This window comes from Nocardia sp. NPDC059691, from assembly GCF_042733915.1.
GTDB classification, from domain to species: domain Bacteria; phylum Actinomycetota; class Actinomycetes; order Mycobacteriales; family Mycobacteriaceae; genus Nocardia; species Nocardia sichangensis.
The window spans coordinates 80,705-98,919 of the sequence record NZ_JBHWFB010000010.1 but is presented as its reverse complement, the minus strand read 5'-3'; the positions used below and the strand labels follow the sequence as shown (position 1 = coordinate 98,919).

Sequence of the window (18,215 nt, the reverse complement as noted above, 5' to 3'; positions counted from 1 at the left end):
CATCTCAGTGCGTTCGAGGGGGTGCGCCGTCGTTTTCCGAACTCGGGCGTAAAGACTCACCCGTGGGATCAGGGAATTCTCAATACGGCGCGCACCCAGCCCAGGCAATCTGGGACGCTGTCCTGGCGCGGCCGCGCCGCGCTGCTCATAACCGGCAGAATGTCGCAGAACGTGGCGCATCGAATGTGAGAAGCAGCGCGACGAAATTGCCCTTGCCTCGCAGGTGTCGCACCGGAGTACGCCGGCCGACTCGGATTGTCGCCGATGACGCGGTGTATCGGTGACGATCTCGTGGTCGCCGCTTCGCCTCTTGGCAGATGACAGCTGTGAATCCTTTCGGGCCCCCGGCATCTCCTATACGCGGGGACGCCCATTCAGACCCGAAGAGGCAGTGGACGTATGTCCGAACAGCACGCCTACGCCCATCACAGCACATCCACACAGTCCATCCCGCAACCGTAAGGAGCCCGCATGTCCGCCCACCATCCACTGCAGCCAACTCCGGCAACACCCGGCAGCGGGCCGATGCCCCACCGTGGGCGACCCGTCTCGCGACGCTCGGCGCCCGCCTCGGCCGTCGTGGCCGCACTGGCAACCAGCATGCTGCTGGTCGCGCCCACCGCCGCTGACGCCGCCCCTACGGCCCGCCCGCCTGCCCATACCGACATCGAGTCGACAACGGCCGATCACTTCGACCGGTCGCCGTCGCTGACGGCACCCACGCACGTCGTCACCGTCGCGGGGCTGCCGATCGCCTACCGCAGCTTCGGACATGGACCAACCTTGCTGCTGACCCCATGTCTCGGACTCAGCATGGACGACTGGGATCCGGCACTGCTCGACCGCCTCGCCATGACCAATCACGTCGTCATCTTCGACTCCGACGGCGTGGGACGAACCCCGGCCGGCTCTTCGGCCATCTCGACTGTCCCTCAGCTCTCCGATCAGGCTTCAGCCCTCATCCAGGCACTCCACGTGGACCGCCCCACCGTGGTGGGCTTCTCCCTCGGCGGATTCGTCGCGCAACGCATGGCCGTGGACCATCCCGATGACGTCGGCGCCCTGGTCCTGATGGGAACCGGCCCCGGCGGAACACAGCAGGTGCTGCCCGATCTGCCCAGTCTGGTCCGAGGCCTGCCCGCGTTCGACCCGCTTGCGCCTGCCGACCAGGTCATTCCACTGTATTTCAGCGGCCACCCCGACGCTCTGTCAGCGTGGCGTCGACGAACAGGGTTGCGCCTCAACAGGATCGGGACGAACCTCACCGGCCTCAACCGTCAACGCGCCGCGATGACCGACTGGCTCATCAACCCCACCACCAACGTCATCAGCAGCTTGCCGGCCCTGCAGCTGCCCACCCTCATCTTGGGCGCGGAGAACGACGAGCAAGAACCCGCCGCCAACTCCATCGTGCTACATCGCTACATCAACAATTCGAAATTGCTGATCTACCCCGGGCTCGGTCACGCGTTCCCCTTCGAAGCACCAGAGCGCGTTGCCGAGGACATCGCTCGGTTCACTCGGTAGCTCGGCGTCGAGGTCCGACGAGGCAGGGAGCCACGGACATTCGGGCACAGTCGACCGAGCAAACGCGATCGTGATCTTGAAGCCCACTGCCCTGCCGATTCAGGCGCATCCTCTCGTCGATCACTGACGGGGCCGAATCCGACGACGACTCGACCGCAACCCTGCAGGACGAACTCGTTCGCACGCACTCGGTGGCCGGGTCGGTTCGGGGAACTGCGACTTTCCCGGCGGGCGAGCGGTGCTCGACCGATCCGAGTGTCACCCCGGCGATGATGATGACCCCACCGAAGACTTGCGCCGGCCGGACCGTCTCCGCATTGATCACCACGGCACCGAGCCACCGAACACCGGCACCAGGTTGAGGATGTTCACCGCGACGCTCGAGGCCATCCGGCGTAGGCCGTAGTTGCAGAGCAGGAAGGCGCCGACGGAACATGCGACGGCCAGTACACGAGCAGCGCCGAGGCCGTGCTGTGTCGTAGGCCGAGGCCTGCGACACAACCCCGGAAGTCGGTGTCCGCCACCGTGGCGGGCTGCCGGTATGGAGGGCAGACAGCAGAAATTCATCATGGATCGCGCTGCCCGAGCGCGGCACTGTTGCCCCGCTGGGACGAGCAGGCTCGCGCCTCAGGAATCGGGTGATGTCAGCGCAAGCGGTAGATCGCGAGAGCGGGTGGTGCGAGTACTTGCGTATGCGGCGAGTGTGAACATGGCCGTGAGTGCCAACCATCGCGTGGCGACGGCGCCAACTGTGGACAACAGATAGCCCGCCCCGAGCGCGCCGAGCGCGACCGCGCCGTCGCAGAACAGTGCCATCGTCGCGACCGCGCGACCGAGCGTCTGTTCGGGGATCACATCGAGCCGGGATATCGTCAACGCGACGTTGCTGACGACCCCCACGCCGCCGATGCCACACCAACACGCGGCCAGCACAAACGGTTCGGCGCTGAGCGCCATCGGAACGAGCAGCGCCGTCCATGCCCACAGCGCGCCCCGATAGACACTCCGAGGAGGGAAGCGAGTGGTGAGCCGCGCTGCCGCGGCGGCGCCGACTACTCCGCCGACGCCCGCGGCGCCGAGCACCACGCCGACGGTCCACGCGGGACCGCCGCCGTTCTTCAGTTCCACCAGTATCAGCAGCAAGACGAGCTGAATGACGATATTCGACAGTCCGATCATCGCCGTCGACGTCCGCAGGAAAGGTTCGGTCCAAACGACACGGAAGCCATCGGCGATCGTACGCCGGACCGAATGACGCTCGGGCTCGGCGGCTTTCCGCGGTGCTGTCGAGTCCGGACGGATCAGCAACAGTGCGACGAGGCAGTAGAGATACGACACGGCGTCGGCGATGAACGGCAGCCAGCGGGCCACGCCGTAGACCGCCGCACCTGCGGCCCGTCCGACCAGGATGGCGATCGGTTGCTCGGCCTCGAGGAACGAGAACGCGGCGGGTCGCTGCGCATGTGACACCACGTCGCGGATCGCGCCCAGCTCACTGAGGCCGACGAAGACGTAGACACTGCCCTCGATGAACGCCGTGACACCGACTATCAGCGCGAGGCTCGAGAGCTCGGCAGCGACCGCTCCGGCAGCCAGGCAGGCCGCGATCAACCCGGTGATCTGGCATATCACCAGGGTCCGGATCCGGTTGGAATAGTCCGCGACGATGCCTGCCGGGATCTGGAAGATCAGACTCGGCAGGTTCAACGCGAAACCGACCCATCCCGCCGCGGCGGGCGAGCCGGTCACCGCGAGAACCAGCATCGGATAGGCGATTCGGACGCCGTGGAAGCCCACCAGCGATGTCGCGTTTCCGGACCACAGCAGCAGGAAGTTCCGGTTGGCGTGAATTCCCGATCTACCCATGAGTGCGCGGATACCTCGACAACCACCGCACCAGATCGACGATCTCGACACCTTCGGCATCCGCCAGCAGCACCTGGCACAGGTGGGCGGCGACCTCGGCCCTGTCATCGAGAACGCTGAAGTCATCGTCCGGGTGGAGCTTCGGCAACGCCAGCGCCAAGCCCGCCCACAACTGTGGCCGGAGCGGGTCGACGCGCAGCTCCTCGGTGTACAGCGCGACCGCCGCAGCCATGTCACCCGCCAGATAGGCCCGGTCGCCGCGCGGCTGCTCGGGGATCGACAGAGCTTCGGCCGCGGCGTGGTCCAGCAGCTTCAGCTGCGCTGGAAGGTGCAGGCGGCGATGATCGTTCGGCACGGTGCTCTGGTCCACCTGATCCGCGGGCGGCAGGCCGTCGGGCCGTGGCGCCCGCGCGATCCAGCGCACGGCCAGCTCGGCGATGCCGGCGACGTCCGGTGTCAGGTTCCGCACCTGCCAAAACGTCCGATGCGCTATCGCCATCTCGGACGCGGCGACCCTGACCGCCGTGGGCACGTCCTCCTCTCCCCACGGGCGCATTTCAGCGCTGAGCGCGTTCAGGAATTGCGAACCCGCCTCCGTGAGCAGACTCGAGGTCGATGCCTGCGCCACGGCACCTTCCACCTGTAGACGCCACAATTCGAAATCGACATTCGCTTCCATCGATCGGTGGCAGTCGGCGTGACGATGTATTCGCCAGAAGTCGGTGACTCCGAAGAATGCGTAGATCCCGTGCAGCAGGCCCATGATCGGACGCGGGTCGTCGCGCCACGGCGCGTAGAAGCGGCACACCGAGTCGGGATCGAACAGCACGATCTGATCGGTCAGCAGCGTGAACTTCGTGTGCTGGACCTCATGGATCAGCGTGAGCGCCAGCTGGCATGGGTCCGCGGGGGCCGTGGTATAGACGCAGCCGACTCCGTTGAATGCGGTGTGGCTCGTGCTCGCCGCGAGTGGTTGTGCACTCAGCGGCGCCAAAGACTGCAAGCAACTGCGCATCGGCACGAGGTACCGGTCGAAGTCTCGGCGCAGTAGTTCCCAGGCCGCCGCGAAATCCTGTTGCCATGTGCCGGCTTGGGCGGTCGTGAGCCGCGGTGGCTGCTGACCGTCCAGCAAGTATCGGAACGGGTCCAGGTCGTCCAGGAACACCTCCCGTTCCGCATCCGCCCCCCGCAATCGCCGCAGCGGCAGCCAGGCGGGATCGGACTCGTCATGCTGGGACGGGACGAGAACTGTGCTGGCTCCCCGGGTGAAGCGCAGCGCGCCGTCCCGTGTCCAGTGCAGTTCGCAGTGCCCGTTGTCCTCGGCAGGGCCGAGCTCGGCCCTGCCGATCCCGGGCAACATCACCACGCCGTTCCGCACTACGAGGTTGATGGAACCTTCGGGCAGACAGGCGATGGCGCCTGCCGCGGCGAGCCAGCCCAGGTAGCCACAGTCGGCCCACAGTGGGGTCGGCGCGTCGTCGGGCTCGGCATGGAGGCGCTGCAGGACCTGGGCGAGCCACGGGCCGACGTGCGGGTACGACAACAGCGTAGCGACCTCGGCCGGATGGGATCGTTGCAATTCGGCCAGCGTCTGGTAGGCAAGGGAAAGGCCTGCGGCGTCGGCGATTTCCGGCCGCGACGTGGTTTCGGCGATGAGAGTTCGCAGCAGGATCAGCCGCATCAATAGCGCGCCTTCGGTCAGCGTCGCGATAGCAGGCTCGGTTCCGTAGCCGGGACTCGAGCTGGCCGTGACATCGTCGATCCCGGTGACTGTCGTTGGCATATGGGTGTCCCGTCGCTAGGTGTCGATGGCAGAGTCGGGGTCCGTACCGACACGAGATCACGGCAAATCAGATGGGCGTGAGTCCAGCGGATTCCGATGTCGGATGTCCGCCGAGCAGAAGATCGATGAGGTCACCGAAGAATCACACGCCGGTTTCCAAGATAGCCGGGTGGCATCCAATCCCGCCGCGGACCAGAAGGGTTGCTCCCGGAAATGTCCTATCGATACAGGCAACGGCAAATCTCTTGCTCTGTCCACCTGCGTGAACGACCACGGGTAGCATTGCACCAGACCACCCGTGGTCGATTTCTATATCGCCGGACTACTTACCATCAACTGCGCCGCTCCTGTCGGGCGGGTTCGGCAAGATGCTCCACGAGATACCTCCTTCTTTCACTCCCGTGTACGGATAGTGAAATTGCCGATCGCGCAGTCGGACAATCGACCGTCCTGGGAGATTACCTTCGCTGGGCCATAGGCTATCGGCCCCGTTGACTGAAGTCTATTGCAAGACAATGGGATTCCTGGCGATCGCAACTCCCATGGCTGGGAATCGGGAGTATCCGGAGAGCATCGGCGAACGCGGCACGGCAGCGAGTGCCCTGATCCAAGGGAAGGGATCCGGCTGCGGCACGGTGACCGGTGCGATCAAGGATATGAGTGGAGTCTGCTAGGACATTCGCACGAGCAATTGGTCGCGGCATAGACGCCCGCATATGGCGGACCTGAACCGGGCGTGGCGAAGGCGCTGGACATCGCGGCGAGTGCGACCGTGACGGCCAGGGTCGCGGAGTTGCCAGACCTTGCCCGCCATGGCAGCGAGTTACGTCACTGTGACGGCCGCGTCGGTTGCTATTTCGGTGTTATCGGCGACTTTCGGAGCCGCCTTGGCCACGGTGACACGAAAGTTGTGCAGCGCCATGGAGCAGACCGCGACCTTCGAGGTGGAACCGGCGGATTTGGTTGCGCGAGATGATCGGGGGCGCACTCGCGGACTTCGCCCCACAGAATTGACGGCTACCCATCAACCTGCACACCGTGCCGCTGCGCGGGCATTCGGCAGGAATTGCCGCCAGTTGGCGAATTGTCCGTAATGGGCGGTATGTGACTTTCTGTCGAACTGGGCCGGTTCACGCTTGCACGCATCTTTGCAGCGAAGCGGGTTCGAGTTGAAAGCGACATCAAGAGCTGACCCAACGGCCCCCTGCAAATCCGAGCTCCATACGACCTCGCACTCGCCCATCGCCGTGAATAGCTGTTGCGCGAGTGCGAGATGTCCTTCCCAACAACGGGGACAGGCGTGAGCGATCGTACGTTCCGCGCGATTAAGATCACTCTCGGGACGACAATCGTCACCCATTGGTAGATATCCCGTTCACTTGTCGGCATTGTCGAGCCGATCAATTCTTGCAACGCCTGGCATTTGCTGCGCCGTTACGGGAATACAGAAAAGGAGGTCCCGTAAATGGGAAGACTCGATGAACTCGCGGCACTCAACACGGAAGAGCTGGCCACCCACTGCACTCCGGCCATGCGAGCCGCCCTCGAGCGCTACGCCAAGGGTTCGCAGGACAGGGCCCCCGGCGGATTCAAGTCGTTCATCAACCCCACCAAGTGATCACGCGGCCACGGGCGACTCGGTAGCAGCGCGCCCGTGGCCGTTCCCGCAGCTCGAGGGGAGCGAATATGGAGTCCGGCCCGGTGCCGTTGGGCGTACCCGTGGTGCAACCGTCCTGGCCCGCAATTGGATTGGATGTCGACGGGCTGCGCCGCCGTGGCTGGGAGCCGCTGCCGTTCACGGAATTCGTTGTCAAGATCCACAGCCGTTGCAACCTGGCCTGCGACTACTGCTACGTCTACGAGATGGCCGATCAGAGCTGGCGCGATCAACCGAAGACCATGAGCCGCAGGGTTTTCGACGAGGCCCTTCAGATGATCGCCGATCATGCTCGCCGCTTCCAGCTGCCCGCGGTGGATCTTGTGTTCCACGGTGGCGAACCGCTGCTGGTCGGACATCGCGATCTCGAATACTTCGCCCGGTCGGCGCGCGAATCACTGGAGCCGATCACCGAGGTGCGGCTGGGCGTGCAGACCAATGGCGTGCTGCTCGACCTGGAGTTCTTGCGCATCTGCGCGCGCTGGAATGTTCGCGTAGGAGTCAGCCTCGACGGCGACGAGAGCGGTAACGACAGACATCGCCGGGATCGGCGGGGCGCCGGGAGCTACACGCGCGTCGCGGCCGGGATCACGCAACTGACTGCGGACGAGAACCGGCACCTGTTCGCCGGCCTGCTCTGCACCATCGATGTGGCCAACGACCCGGTGCGGACCTACGAAGCGCTGCTGGCCTGTCGACCCCCGGCGGTCGATTTTCTGCTTCCGCACGGCACTTGGACGACGCCACCACCGGCGCGGACCGCCGACCACACCGCTACCCCCTACGCCGACTGGCTCATTTCGGTGTTCGATCGCTGGTTCCGGGCTCCGGAGCTGGAGACCCGGGTCAGGATCTTCGACGACATCATCGACCTGCTGCTGGGCGGCTCCGTGACATCCGAATTACTCGGGCTGGCCCCCATACAGCTGGCCGTGATCGAAACCGACGGCACTCTGGAGCAGGTCGACGAGTTGAAGTCGGCCTTCGCTGGGGCCACCAAGTTGCGCACCGCGAACGTGGGCAATCCGCTCGACCTCGCACTGCTGGAACCCGCGATCGTCGCTCGTCAGATCGGCGCGGATGCCCTGAGTGAAACCTGCCGGGCATGTTCGATCCACAGCGTCTGCGGCGGCGGGCACTACGTGCACCGGTATCGCGCCGATAACGGCTTCCGCAATCCCTCCGTGTATTGCGCGGACCTGACGAAGCTGATCCACCACATCGGAGCGCGGGTCCGCACCGACCTCGCCGCCGCCGCAGATCACTGACGACAGGAGTGCACCATGTCCGCCCCGACCATCGGTATCGACCATGCAGCGGCCGAGCTGTTCACCGGTTACGGCACGGAGGCAGCCGTCGTCCGGATGACTTCGGACATGCTGACCATACGACTCGTACTACTACGCGCGCTCATCACCGAAGTCACCGCTCACCACCCGGAAATCGACGACGCCGCCGGCCTTTCCGATGCCTATCGGGTCCTGACCGAGCTGGAGGAGTCACATCCGGGCGCGGTCGAGGCACTGCTGGCCTACCCGCACACCGGGGTGTGGCTCGGCCGCGTGCTCCAGCGCTTGCGCAACGCCTCGGACGATCGGGAACCAACTCCGTTGTGGGCCGACTGCGGCTACCTCGGCTGGTTGGCAGCGGCCGCCGTGGTCACCAATCTGCCCAGCGGGTCGATGCGGGTTGTCGTACGCAACGGCGAAGTCATGCTGCCCGGGATCGGGATGGCGCGGGTTGGATCCGCGGGCGACTACGGCCACTGCATGCTGAACTGGGGGGATGGCGCGATACGCATCGTCGCTGACGACAGCGCCCCGATCTCGGTGGCGTCGCCTGCGGACGAGTCCGACCCGGCGTGGCTGCCGCTGCGGCGGTTGCACGGCGGAAACGGCGAACCGGAGGTCGTCCTCGATGATCTCGACCCGTTCCGCGACCTGCCCTCGGGTACGGCACCGCGGCTGACGACCGACGAATTCCACACTTGGCGAGAGGATTTCGCGCAGGCCTGGCACGTCCTGCAACGAGACTTCCCCGGCTATCTGACGCCGATGCGTGCCTGCCTGCGGCTACTGACGCCGCTCACCGCGCGACCGGTGGCGGCGACCGTCGGCCACACCGCCTTCAGCGGGACCGGCTGTGTGTACACCACAGCCCCGAAGGACTCCTGCGAAATGGCGGTGTCGCTGATTCACGAAATCCAGCACAGCAAACTCGCCATGCTCGCCGATCAGGTGCTGATCGTGGATCCCGACCCGACGTGTCGCTTCTACGCGCCGTGGCGCGATGATCCACGGCCGATCCTCGGTCTGCTGCACGGGATCTACGCCTTCTTCGGGGTCACCGACTTCTGGCGGGTACACCGGCATGCCGATTGCCACCGATCGATGCGTGCGCACATCGAATTCGAGCGCGGGCGTACACAACTGGCGACCGCGATGGAGCAGGCATCCGGTTCTGGCCTGCTGACCGAGAGTGGAGAGGAGTTCCTGAGCGCGCTGACCGCAGGCGTCCGGCCGTGGGCCGACGAGGACGTGCCGGCGGAGGCTCGCGACGCGGTGGCCGAGATTCTGGTGGCACATCGCACTTCTTGGCAGGTGCGCAATCGTACATCCGACGACGCCGAGCTGGCCGAGCTGGCGGAGCTGTGGGTCGCGCGAGCGGAACCTCCCGCGGAACTGCCGTCCATACGGTACGTGGATCAGGAGACGATCCCGGATCGCCACCGCGATCTGCATATTCCGGTACGGCTGAGGATGCACGACCCGGCCGCCGCTTCGAGCGTCGCGCCCGCGGAACTGCCCCGCGGCACTCGCGCCTACCTGGCCGGCGAGCCTGCCGAGGCCGTCGAGTTGTACGCCCTGGATCTGCGCGTCGACCCGCTGCTCCCGCAGCTCTGGGCTGGTCTGGCCTCGAGCCTGCCGGAACTGTTTCCCGACGCCGACTTCGGCGTTCTCAACGATCGGGCCGAGGTGGCGGCGCGCCTGTACCAGCGGCTGCTGTCCGACGGCACCGAGACCGACGTCGTCGAGCTGGTGCGGTGGTTGTCCGACCGCCCACGCACCGATATCTGAAACCAGGAATCGAGAGCACACAATGGAACCGACATCGGTGGCACTGGGGCTGCCCACAGTGCGGAAGTCATGGCCCGAGACGGGACTCGACGTGGCCGAATTGCAGCGCAACGGATTCGAGCCGCTTCCGTTTACGGAGTTTCTCCTCAAGATTCACAGTCGATGCAATCTGGCGTGCGATTACTGCTACATCTACGAAATGGCCGACCAGAGTTGGCGGGAGCAGCCGAAGGCTATGCGCCGGGAGGTTTTCGACGACGCGCTGCGAACAATCGCCGATCACGTTCGCAGGTTCGGCCCACCCGCGGTGAGTCTCGTCTTCTTCGGCGGCGAACCGCTCATGGCGGGTCATGCCGATCTCGAGTATTTCGCATCGCAGACGCGGGCGGCGCTGGAGCCGATTACCGCTGTCAACCTCACTCTGCAGACCAACGGCGTGCTGCTCGACGACGAGTTCCTCAGGATCTGCGACGACTGGGACATCGGCATCACCGTCAGTCTCGACGGCGATGAGCGCAGTCACGACCGCCATCGCCGGGACCGCCGCGGCGCGGGCAGCTACTCCCGGGTCGCTGCCGCCCTCGAGAAATTGAGGATCGGCGATCGGCGGCATCTGCTCAACGGTCTGCTCTGCGTCATCGACCTCGCAAACGACCCCTTGCAGGCCTACGAAGGATTACTCGCGTTTCAGCCCCCGAAAGTCAATTTCGAGATTCCACTGGGCAATTGGACGACGCCGCCGCCTGGGTTATCCGCAGATCCCGGAGCCACTCCGTATGCGGACTGGCTGATCCCGATCTTCGACCGCTGGTATGGCGCGCCGCAATTGGACACGCGGATCCGAATGTTCGAGAACATCATGGACCTGATACTGGGCGGGACCGTGGAATCAGAGGTATGGGGCCTCGGCCCCACCCGCATAGCGGTGATCGAAACCGACGGAAGTGTAGCGCAGATCGACGACTTGAAGGCGACCTTCTCGGGTGCGACCAAACTGCCTTCCGGCCAACGCAATCCGCTCGACCAGGCGATGCTGGTACCCGAGATCGTGGCGCGCCAGATCGGCGCGGACGCGCTCAGCGACACCTGCCGCGCCTGCTCGATACACACCGTGTGCGGCGGTGGTCACTACGTCACGCGATACCGTGAGGGCGACGGCTTCCGTAATCCCTCGGTGTATTGCGCCGACCTGGCCAAATTGATTCGCCACATCGAATCGCGAATGCGCGCCGACGTCGCCACGGCACTCCACGGGTGACCACTGCCAGGGCGCATGGATCATCGTCGGAGGCTGGGTGCGAGCGTCACGCAGACCTTGCCGAACGTCTGGAAACCGCGCCGGTCACACCCACGGATACGCTCATCCGCTGGGTGCGCGACCACGGTCGACCAGGGCCTGCCGCTTCCAGCGGTACAGGGTGGCCTCGGTGACTCCTGGGGCGCGGGCGACGTCGGCAACCCGACGACCTTCATCTGTGACACATCGCGATGCGCTGCTCGTGCCCGACGACAGCCAATCCAACGCGTCGGACCACCCGACCCGACCGAGCCGAAGCGCTGGACGGCACCAACCGGGGCTGGGGTTCGCCGGACACGCTGATCGCCGCACTTCACCGCCACCATCCTGGTCACCGACACCCGACCTGAGGTCGTTCCACGTCGCCGGATCGGAGATCGACACATGCAATCCCCGACAGCTGTGAGAACCGATTACAGAGACGCCCTCTCCACCGACAGCGCAAGCGTGGGCACGCATCTGCGTGCCCACGCTGTGCGGTTGGAGCGCAGACCGCGTCAGCCGACCGTGATCTCTTCCTTGACCGCACTCGAAGCGGCGACGGACCCCTTCTTGCGCCCGCCGGGCAGCAGTGCGGCGACGGCGAGGGTGCCGACCGCCAGCACGATCGCCGCGATCAGGCTGGTGTGTGACACGGCGTGGGCGAAGGCGGCATCGGCGGCGGACACCAACTGGGCTGCCTGTTGGTGCATCCCGGCTTCGTCGAGCCGCTGGGCCACAACGAGCGCGCCGCCGATGGAGTCCTGTACCGCGCCGGCGGCTTCCGCGGGCATGCGGCCGGTGACGATCGGTGCGATCTCGTCGCCGTAGGCGGTGCCGAGAAGTGAGCCGAGGATCGCGATGCCGAGCGTGCCGCCCAGTTCCACCGAGGTGTCGTTCACCGCGCCACCCACGCCGAGCAGCCGTTCCGGGAAGGCATCCATGATCGTGTCGGTGGCGGGGGAGACACTCAGTCCGATAGCCAGGCCCATCAGCACCAGTGGCCCGGCGAACGCCGAGTAGCCGGACTCGGCGTCGACCTGGGTCAACGCCGCCAAGGCGAGGATGCCGAGCAGCATGCCCGCCACCACCATCGCCCGAAGCCCGAGGCGCGGCGTCAGCACGCCGGTGATCGCCGAGCCGACGAAGACCGCGCCCGCCAGCGGCAGCAGCCGCACGCCGGTGGCGAGGGCGTCGTATCCGAGCACGAACTGCAGATGCTGCGTGACGTAGTAGATCGCGCCGAATGCGGCCAGGAAGAACAGCAGCACAGCGAGATTCGCACCCGCGAACGCACGATCGCGGAATTTGCGGATATCGAGCATCGGGTTGGGATGCCGCAGTTCCCAGGCGATGAACCCCGCCGCGGCGAAAGCGGCCACCACACCGGCGAGCACCGCGGAGGTGTGCCAGCCGTTGCGCGGACCTTCGATGATCATGTACACCAGCGCCGCGACCGCAACGACCGACAGTGCGCCGCCCATGAGGTCCAATCGCTGTGTCGTGTGCGCCCGCGACGGCGGGACCACTATCAGCGCCGCGACTATCGATATGACCGCGATGGGAACGTTGATCAGGAAGGTCGACGCCCAGCCGTGGTCGGTGAGCAGCCAGCCCGCTACCAACGGACCGACCGCGATCGCGAGGCCGGTGGTAGCGGTCCAGATCGTGATGGCCACGGCGCGTTCCCGCTTCGGGAAGGTCGCCACGAGCAAAGACAACGTCGCGGGCATGATCATCGCCGCCCCGGTCCCCATGATCGCCCGCGCGGCGATCACCCAGTCGGCGCTGTCGACGGTCGAGCCCAGCACCGCGCCGGCCGCGAAGACGGCCAGACCCAGGATCAGCATGCCGCGGCGGCTGTACTTGTCGCCGATCGCACCCATGAGCAGCATCAAGGCGGCATACGGGATGGTGTAGGCGTCGACGACCCACTGCAGGTCCTGGCTGGACAAACCTAGGTCGAGGGTCATATCGGGAGCGGCCACGATCAGCGACGTATTCGTCATGACGCCGATCAGCACGCTCAGGCACAACACGGCGAGCGCGGCCCAGCGGCGGCTGTATACGGCACCCGGTTCCACCGGTGAGGTGACTAGCAGAGACACATCCGTTCCTCTCACTATCTGCACACCACTGTGCATTTGCACATTGCTGTGCAATGTATAGAATTTGCACAACGATGCGCAACTGTGGAAGGCTTCGACGTGAAGGGACTCACATGACAGCGACCAGGAGCACGACTTCCTCGACGACCCCGGGCACACGAGCGCGGGCCAATCGGAAGCGGATCCTCGATATCGCGGCAGCCGAACTGGCCCGCAATCCCGCGGCGAGCATGGAGGAGATCGCCTCGGCCGCAGGCGTCGTTCGCAGAACTCTCTACGGCCACTTCCCGACCAGGGAGGCACTGATCGACGGCCTCCTCGACCTGGCGTCAGAGGACATCGCACACACGCTGCGCTCGCTCGACCCGGACGAGCCGGTGACGGTGACCTCGGCCCGGTGCACGATCGCCCTCTGGCGGGTCGGCGACAAATACCGCCTGCTGTTCAAGCTGACCGAGACGAACCTGGGCGCGCGGATCGAGGCGCGGCTGGCGCCTGTGCACGAGCACGGCGCGGCCATGCTGCGCCACGGCCAGCAGCTCGGCGTGTACTCCGATCACCTCCCCGCCCAAGCGCTGTCCCGCGCGCTCGCCGGGCTGGTTCTGGCACTGCTCGAGGCGCGCACCGACGGAAGCTGGACCGAGGCCGACCCCGACGTGGCGGCTGCCCGCGCCTGCCTGGTCGCACTCGGCGTGCCACCGGGACAGGCGGGCGAAATCGCCGTCATCGCAGCCGGTTTGGAGAACGCTCACTCGTCATCGGCGCCTGATGTCGCCGATGACGTGCGGTAGAGCATCGACCGACCCCGAAATCACCGCACGGCTGGATCGCGAATCGAACGGGTCGATATCGCCGCCGATGCGCTAGACACCGAGCAAGGTTTCGGCGCAACGAGCGGCATCGGGCACTGATCAGAGTGCGGCGCGAGGCGGTGGAAACCGGTGGCTACTTCGAGGATGACGAAAGCGTGATCGGACGACGCTCGGCGAGCCCTAGACCACAGTTGTATGGATCCACGATGGCGGCGACCTGTGACAACCCCTTCAGTCCGGACATCACCTGCTCGATCTGGCCGGTCACCTGCTGCTCGGTCACCTTGGCCGCGACGTTCAGCTCGCACGTGTCCGCGGAATACTCGGCGCGAACCGCGGGAGCGACGCGCACAGAGCAGGCAGGCTTCCCCGGCAGCTCTGCACGATGCCGTCCGGCCGGACCAGGAGCGCGCTCACGTGGCCGCGGCGAATCCAGCGGTACAGATCCGTATGCGGCTCGGGGCGCAGCACGACACCGCCGCGTTGTTTCACGATCGCCTGATCACCTGGCGATAATTCGGCCGTGGTGATGATGGCGTATCGCCCTATAACGACGTCGTCCACGCGCCGCCCATCGGCCAAGCGGTCGTTCGGGACGAGCCGGCCGGTCAGACCTCTACGCATCCGCGGCGCCTCCACCAGCGAGGAACGGCGGAGGGGCGGGGACTCTCCGCTGGTGACCATGCCGGTGAGGCCGGGCACGACGCGCAGTCGCGGTGCGATGAGGTTACGCAGGCGGTTACCCAGTTCTCCGCCTTCGGTCATCGTCAGGCCGGTGAACTTGGCCAGCCGTATCATGGCCCGTGCATGTGGTTTTCGTTCGGCTTCGTAGGTATCGAGCACCCCCTCGGACAGCTCACCGCGCAGCACTCCGGCCAACTCCAGCTGAGGTTGGCGGCATCACGCAAACCCGCACCCATCCCCTGCCCGATGAATGGCGGGGTGAGATGGGCGGCGTCCCCGAGCAGGAACACTCGCCCACTGCGCCACCGGTCGGCGAGCTGAGCACGAAAGGTGTACTCCGCGACCCGCACCAGTTCGGATCGCTCGTAGGCTGCTTCGTCGAGCCACGGGGCGAGAAACGGCCGAAGCTGGAGGAGATCCCGATAGTCGGTCGCGGTCTCAGCCGGGTGCAATCGGAATTCCCACCGGTATCGAGTTCTTCCGACGCGCATGAAGGTGGCCGCTCGCGACGGATCGCAGATCTGTTGTACGCCCTCCCAATGACCCAGGTCGGCCGTCGTGGCAATGTCGGCCACCAGCCACCGCTGGTCGAATCGCAGATCCTGCATGCGTCTGCCGATCGCACCGCGCACCAGACTGTTCGCCCCGTCGCAACCCCGGACGTACCGCGCTCGAACGGACTCGGCCCTCCCGGTGGTCTTGTCGTCGAAATCCACTTCGACGCAGCCGATTCTCTCCCTAACAGCGGTGACCTCCGCGCCGCCCCGCAGTGTCACGCCCGGGTAGAGAGTCCGAGTTCTTCATTCTGCTGGCCTCCCCGCAGGCCGCCGCGTCCAAGGGGGTGCGGCGGGAGGTGGAGTTCTGGAAGCAGATCGGCACGCCGGAGAAATTCCTGATAGTCGTAGCCGCCGGTGAGATCCACTGGGACGAGCGGCTCGGCGACTTCGATCGATCGCGCACCACGGCGCTACCACCGCAGCTCGACGGATGGTTCCGCGGTGAGCCGCTGTGGGTCGACCTGCGCGACCTCGATTCCCGTCGGCTCACGTCGCGCAACAGTCCATTTCGGTCCGCGATATGCAAACTGGCCGCACCCGTGCACGACAGGAGCCCGGACGACCTCGACAGTGCGGATCGCAGAGGGTTGAGGCTGCGCCGAGCGGCCCTCGTCATCGTCGTTTTTTCGACCGTGGCGACGGTGGTGGCTGTGGTCTTCGCGGGACAGCAGCTGCTGGAAGCCAGAAACCAGGGCGATATTGCGCTTTCGCGTCGGCTCGCGGCGGATGCCGCGGGGGTTCGACCGACGCAGCAGAACCTCGCCAGGCAGTTGAACATTCTGGCCTACCGGTACGCGCCGACCTCCCAAGCGTGGTCCGGACTGCTGGCCGCGGTCGCCACCCCACGGGAGACCTACCTCGGTTTCACCGATTCCGTGGCGGCGATCAATTCCGGCCGGATGCTGCTGGCTACCGCAGGCGAGTCACAAACCGTCACACTGTGGGATCTGACCGCTGCGGACAGGTCCAACGCGTTGAGCAGGCTGGCCCTTCGATTCACCTATTCGGTGACTTTCAGCCCGGACGGCCGGCTGCTGGCCACCGGCAGTCTCGACGGCACCGTTGGTCTGTGGGACATTACGAATCCGGCCGACCCAATTGCTGTCGCGCAGTTCGTCGGCCCGCCTGTCGTATCACTTCGATTCAGTCCAGACGGCCGCACATTGGCGGTCGGCGGGCAGATCCGGCGCGAGGGCTGGCGGGTTGACCTATGGTCGATCGCTGATCCCGCGCATCCGAGCCGGGCCGGCAGCATCACCGACGGTGTATCCGGTGTTCTGTCGATCCCCTTCAGCCCGGATGGGCGCATGCTGGCCGTCGAAGCTCCCGACGGCGCGATCCGCCTGTGGAACGTGGCCGACCCCCTCTCCCCGGCGCCGGGCGCGGTTCTGTCAGGCCGTCCGGAAGGAGTGTGCGTCGCGGATTTCGGACCGGATGGACGGTCCCTGGTGGCTGGCGGTAACGACGGCCGGGTGGCGGTATGGAATTTCGCGGGTCCTGCCGCCCCTGCGATAGTGAAGAAGCACGAGAGTCCTGTATGCACTGCGGTCTTCGGTCGCGATGGTCACCACTTGGTCACCGCGAGCCGCGACAGCGCCAGATTGTGGAACACCGCGGACCTGGCGAGGATTCATATCGAGAAGGTTCTGGACGACGGCGTGAACATGGTGTCAGGGGCCGTTTGCACCGCCGACGGCCGCGATGTCGTGACCGCTTCCTTCGGCGGGCGGGTCCGTACCTGGCGTCTTTACGGCCCCGCGCTCACCGATCTGACGGACCAGGCCGCCGCGATCGCGGTGCGTCCGGACGGACGGCTGCTGGCATCCGGCAGCAGCCAAGAGGTGGTGCTCCGGGATCTCGTCGATGTCGACCGACCAGTGGTGACCGCCGTCCTGCCTGTTGCTACCGGCGTGGCACTGGCGTTCAGCCCTGATGGGCGCACGTTGGCCGTCGGCGGCTACGACACCTCCGTGTTCCTCTGGGATGTAGGCGATCCGGCTGCCCCGGTGCAAGTCGGGACCGTGAACATATGCAACAGTATGACCGCGCTCAGTGCAGCGCTGTCGTTCGACCCAACAGGTACCGAACTGGCGATTGGCGTACCCGACGGACTCGAGATCTTTGATGTCGGTGACAGAACCCATCCGGTGCCCTTGGGCACGCTCGACAGCGAGTTCCGAATAAGCCGGGTGGAGGCCGTCGAACGGGGTTTGATTCTCATCGCCGGTGGCGACGGCAGCATGTCGATCGTAGACGCCACCGACCCGCGAACTCCCCGGATCGTCGCCACGTACCCGGACAAGAAGAACCGGGTCTCCGCGACGACCCTCAGCCGCGACGGTCGTGTGCTTGTATTCGGCGACGAGGACGGCCGAATACGGGTATTCGATCTGACACATCCGGACAAGGCGCGGCTGACCGCATCCATCGGCAGCCCGTCAGGTCTCTCGACGTATGCCATTGGCCTGTCCTCGGACGCGACCGTGCTCGCAGTGGGCGACAATCGTTCGGTTCGACTGTTCGACCTGCGCGACCGCTCCGCACCGCAGGAACTGTTCGCCTGGTCCCTACCCGCCGAGCTGTCCGTCCACCTGCGCGCGCTTCGGTTCGACGAGCGCGGACGGGTGCACGCCCAATACGACGATCACCCACCTATATCGTGGGACGCCACGCCAGACGAACTCATCCCCCGCATCTGCGCGCAGGTCAGCGGGCCGCTCTGGGAAGGCGACTGGGGACTCTACCTACACGGCCGTCCCTATCGGCCGCCCTGCTGAACACGCCCGAACACCGGGTGACCGAAAAACACCGAACCGCCGTTGTCGCGGAGCAGTTCCCATCGAATGCCGGACTGGCCGCCGCCTCGAA

14 protein-coding genes are annotated in these 18,215 nt (G+C 65.8%); 7 read left to right on the top strand and 7 right to left on the bottom strand.

Translation table 11 applies throughout. The features are described from left to right. Positions 1 to 471 precede the first annotated feature (471 nt). Positions 472 to 1,527, top strand: a complete 1,056-nt coding sequence (locus tag ACFV2O_RS22365) for an alpha/beta fold hydrolase (protein WP_379253459.1) — start codon at positions 472 to 474, stop codon at positions 1,525 to 1,527. Between the two features lie 627 nt (positions 1,528 to 2,154). Here the strand turns inward: ACFV2O_RS22365 and ACFV2O_RS22360 are convergent. Together ACFV2O_RS22360 and ACFV2O_RS22355 are read right to left on the bottom strand one after the other, a co-directional pair. Next, on the bottom strand, positions 2,155 to 3,393 hold the full coding sequence (locus tag ACFV2O_RS22360; protein ID WP_379253458.1) for an MFS transporter: 1,239 nt from the start codon (positions 3,391 to 3,393) through the stop codon (positions 2,155 to 2,157). After that, positions 3,386 to 5,176, bottom strand: coding sequence for an HEXXH motif domain-containing protein (locus tag ACFV2O_RS22355; RefSeq protein ID WP_379253457.1), 1,791 nt, complete (start codon positions 5,174 to 5,176; stop codon positions 3,386 to 3,388). Before ACFV2O_RS22355 ends, ACFV2O_RS22360 begins: the two co-directional genes overlap by 8 nt. 1,465 nt (positions 5,177 to 6,641) lie before the next feature. Between ACFV2O_RS22355 and ACFV2O_RS22350 the strand changes: the two genes are divergently transcribed. The 4 genes from ACFV2O_RS22350 (at position 6,642) to ACFV2O_RS22335 (ending at position 11,168) form a co-directional block, all read left to right on the top strand. Further along, positions 6,642 to 6,794: a hypothetical protein gene (locus ACFV2O_RS22350; RefSeq protein WP_354957206.1), complete on the top strand. Its 153-nt coding sequence runs from the start codon at positions 6,642 to 6,644 to the stop codon at positions 6,792 to 6,794. Positions 6,795 to 6,862: 68 nt separating this feature from the next. Further along, positions 6,863 to 8,101: an FxsB family cyclophane-forming radical SAM/SPASM peptide maturase gene (locus ACFV2O_RS22345; protein ID WP_379253456.1), complete on the top strand. Its 1,239-nt coding sequence runs from the start codon at positions 6,863 to 6,865 to the stop codon at positions 8,099 to 8,101. A gap of 15 nt (positions 8,102 to 8,116) precedes the next feature. Then, positions 8,117 to 9,910, top strand: a complete 1,794-nt coding sequence (locus ACFV2O_RS22340; RefSeq protein WP_379253455.1) for an HEXXH motif domain-containing protein — start codon at positions 8,117 to 8,119, stop codon at positions 9,908 to 9,910. 91 nt (positions 9,911 to 10,001) lie between these two features. Continuing rightward, positions 10,002 to 11,168, top strand: a complete 1,167-nt coding sequence (locus ACFV2O_RS22335) for an FxsB family cyclophane-forming radical SAM/SPASM peptide maturase (protein WP_379253454.1) — start codon at positions 10,002 to 10,004, stop codon at positions 11,166 to 11,168. Positions 11,169 to 11,270: 102 nt separating this feature from the next. On the opposite strand, the gene ACFV2O_RS22330 is transcribed toward ACFV2O_RS22335, so the two are convergent. Beyond that, entirely contained in the window at positions 11,271 to 11,666 is a 396-nt protein-coding gene (locus tag ACFV2O_RS22330; protein ID WP_379253657.1) for a transposase, read from the bottom strand. A 38-nt stretch (positions 11,667 to 11,704) separates the two neighbouring features. Then, the gene (locus tag ACFV2O_RS22325) at positions 11,705 to 13,294 is read right to left on the bottom strand and encodes an MFS transporter (protein WP_355074338.1); all 1,590 of its coding nucleotides are present in this window, start codon (positions 13,292 to 13,294) and stop codon (positions 11,705 to 11,707) included. 113 nt (positions 13,295 to 13,407) lie between these two features. Between ACFV2O_RS22325 and ACFV2O_RS22320 the strand changes: the two genes are divergently transcribed. Next, positions 13,408 to 14,085 carry a TetR/AcrR family transcriptional regulator gene (locus tag ACFV2O_RS22320; protein ID WP_379253453.1) on the top strand — a complete coding sequence of 226 codons (678 nt, stop codon included), beginning with the start codon at positions 13,408 to 13,410 and terminating at the stop codon, positions 14,083 to 14,085. Between the two features lie 154 nt (positions 14,086 to 14,239). On the opposite strand, the gene ACFV2O_RS22315 is transcribed toward ACFV2O_RS22320, so the two are convergent. Genes ACFV2O_RS22315 through ACFV2O_RS22305 form a run of 3 tightly spaced genes read right to left on the bottom strand, consistent with a single transcriptional unit; the run spans position 14,240 to position 15,566 of the window. After that, complete coding sequence (locus tag ACFV2O_RS22315; protein WP_355074340.1) at positions 14,240 to 14,389, bottom strand: hypothetical protein; 150 nt, start codon at positions 14,387 to 14,389, stop codon at positions 14,240 to 14,242. Positions 14,390 to 14,403: 14 nt separating this feature from the next. Next, complete coding sequence (locus tag ACFV2O_RS22310; RefSeq protein WP_379253452.1) at positions 14,404 to 14,904, bottom strand: hypothetical protein; 501 nt, start codon at positions 14,902 to 14,904, stop codon at positions 14,404 to 14,406. Then, positions 14,901 to 15,566 (bottom strand): FAD-dependent monooxygenase, encoded by a 666-nt coding sequence (locus ACFV2O_RS22305; RefSeq protein WP_379253451.1) that lies wholly within the window; start codon positions 15,564 to 15,566, stop codon positions 14,901 to 14,903. Before ACFV2O_RS22305 ends, ACFV2O_RS22310 begins: the two co-directional genes overlap by 4 nt. Positions 15,567 to 15,979: 413 nt before the next feature. Here ACFV2O_RS22305 and ACFV2O_RS22300 point away from each other — a divergent pair, with 413 nt between their 5' ends. Then, a complete protein-coding gene (locus ACFV2O_RS22300) occupies positions 15,980 to 18,124 on the top strand; it encodes a hypothetical protein (RefSeq protein ID WP_379253450.1) in 2,145 nt (714 codons plus the stop codon). Positions 18,125 to 18,215 lie beyond the last annotated feature (91 nt).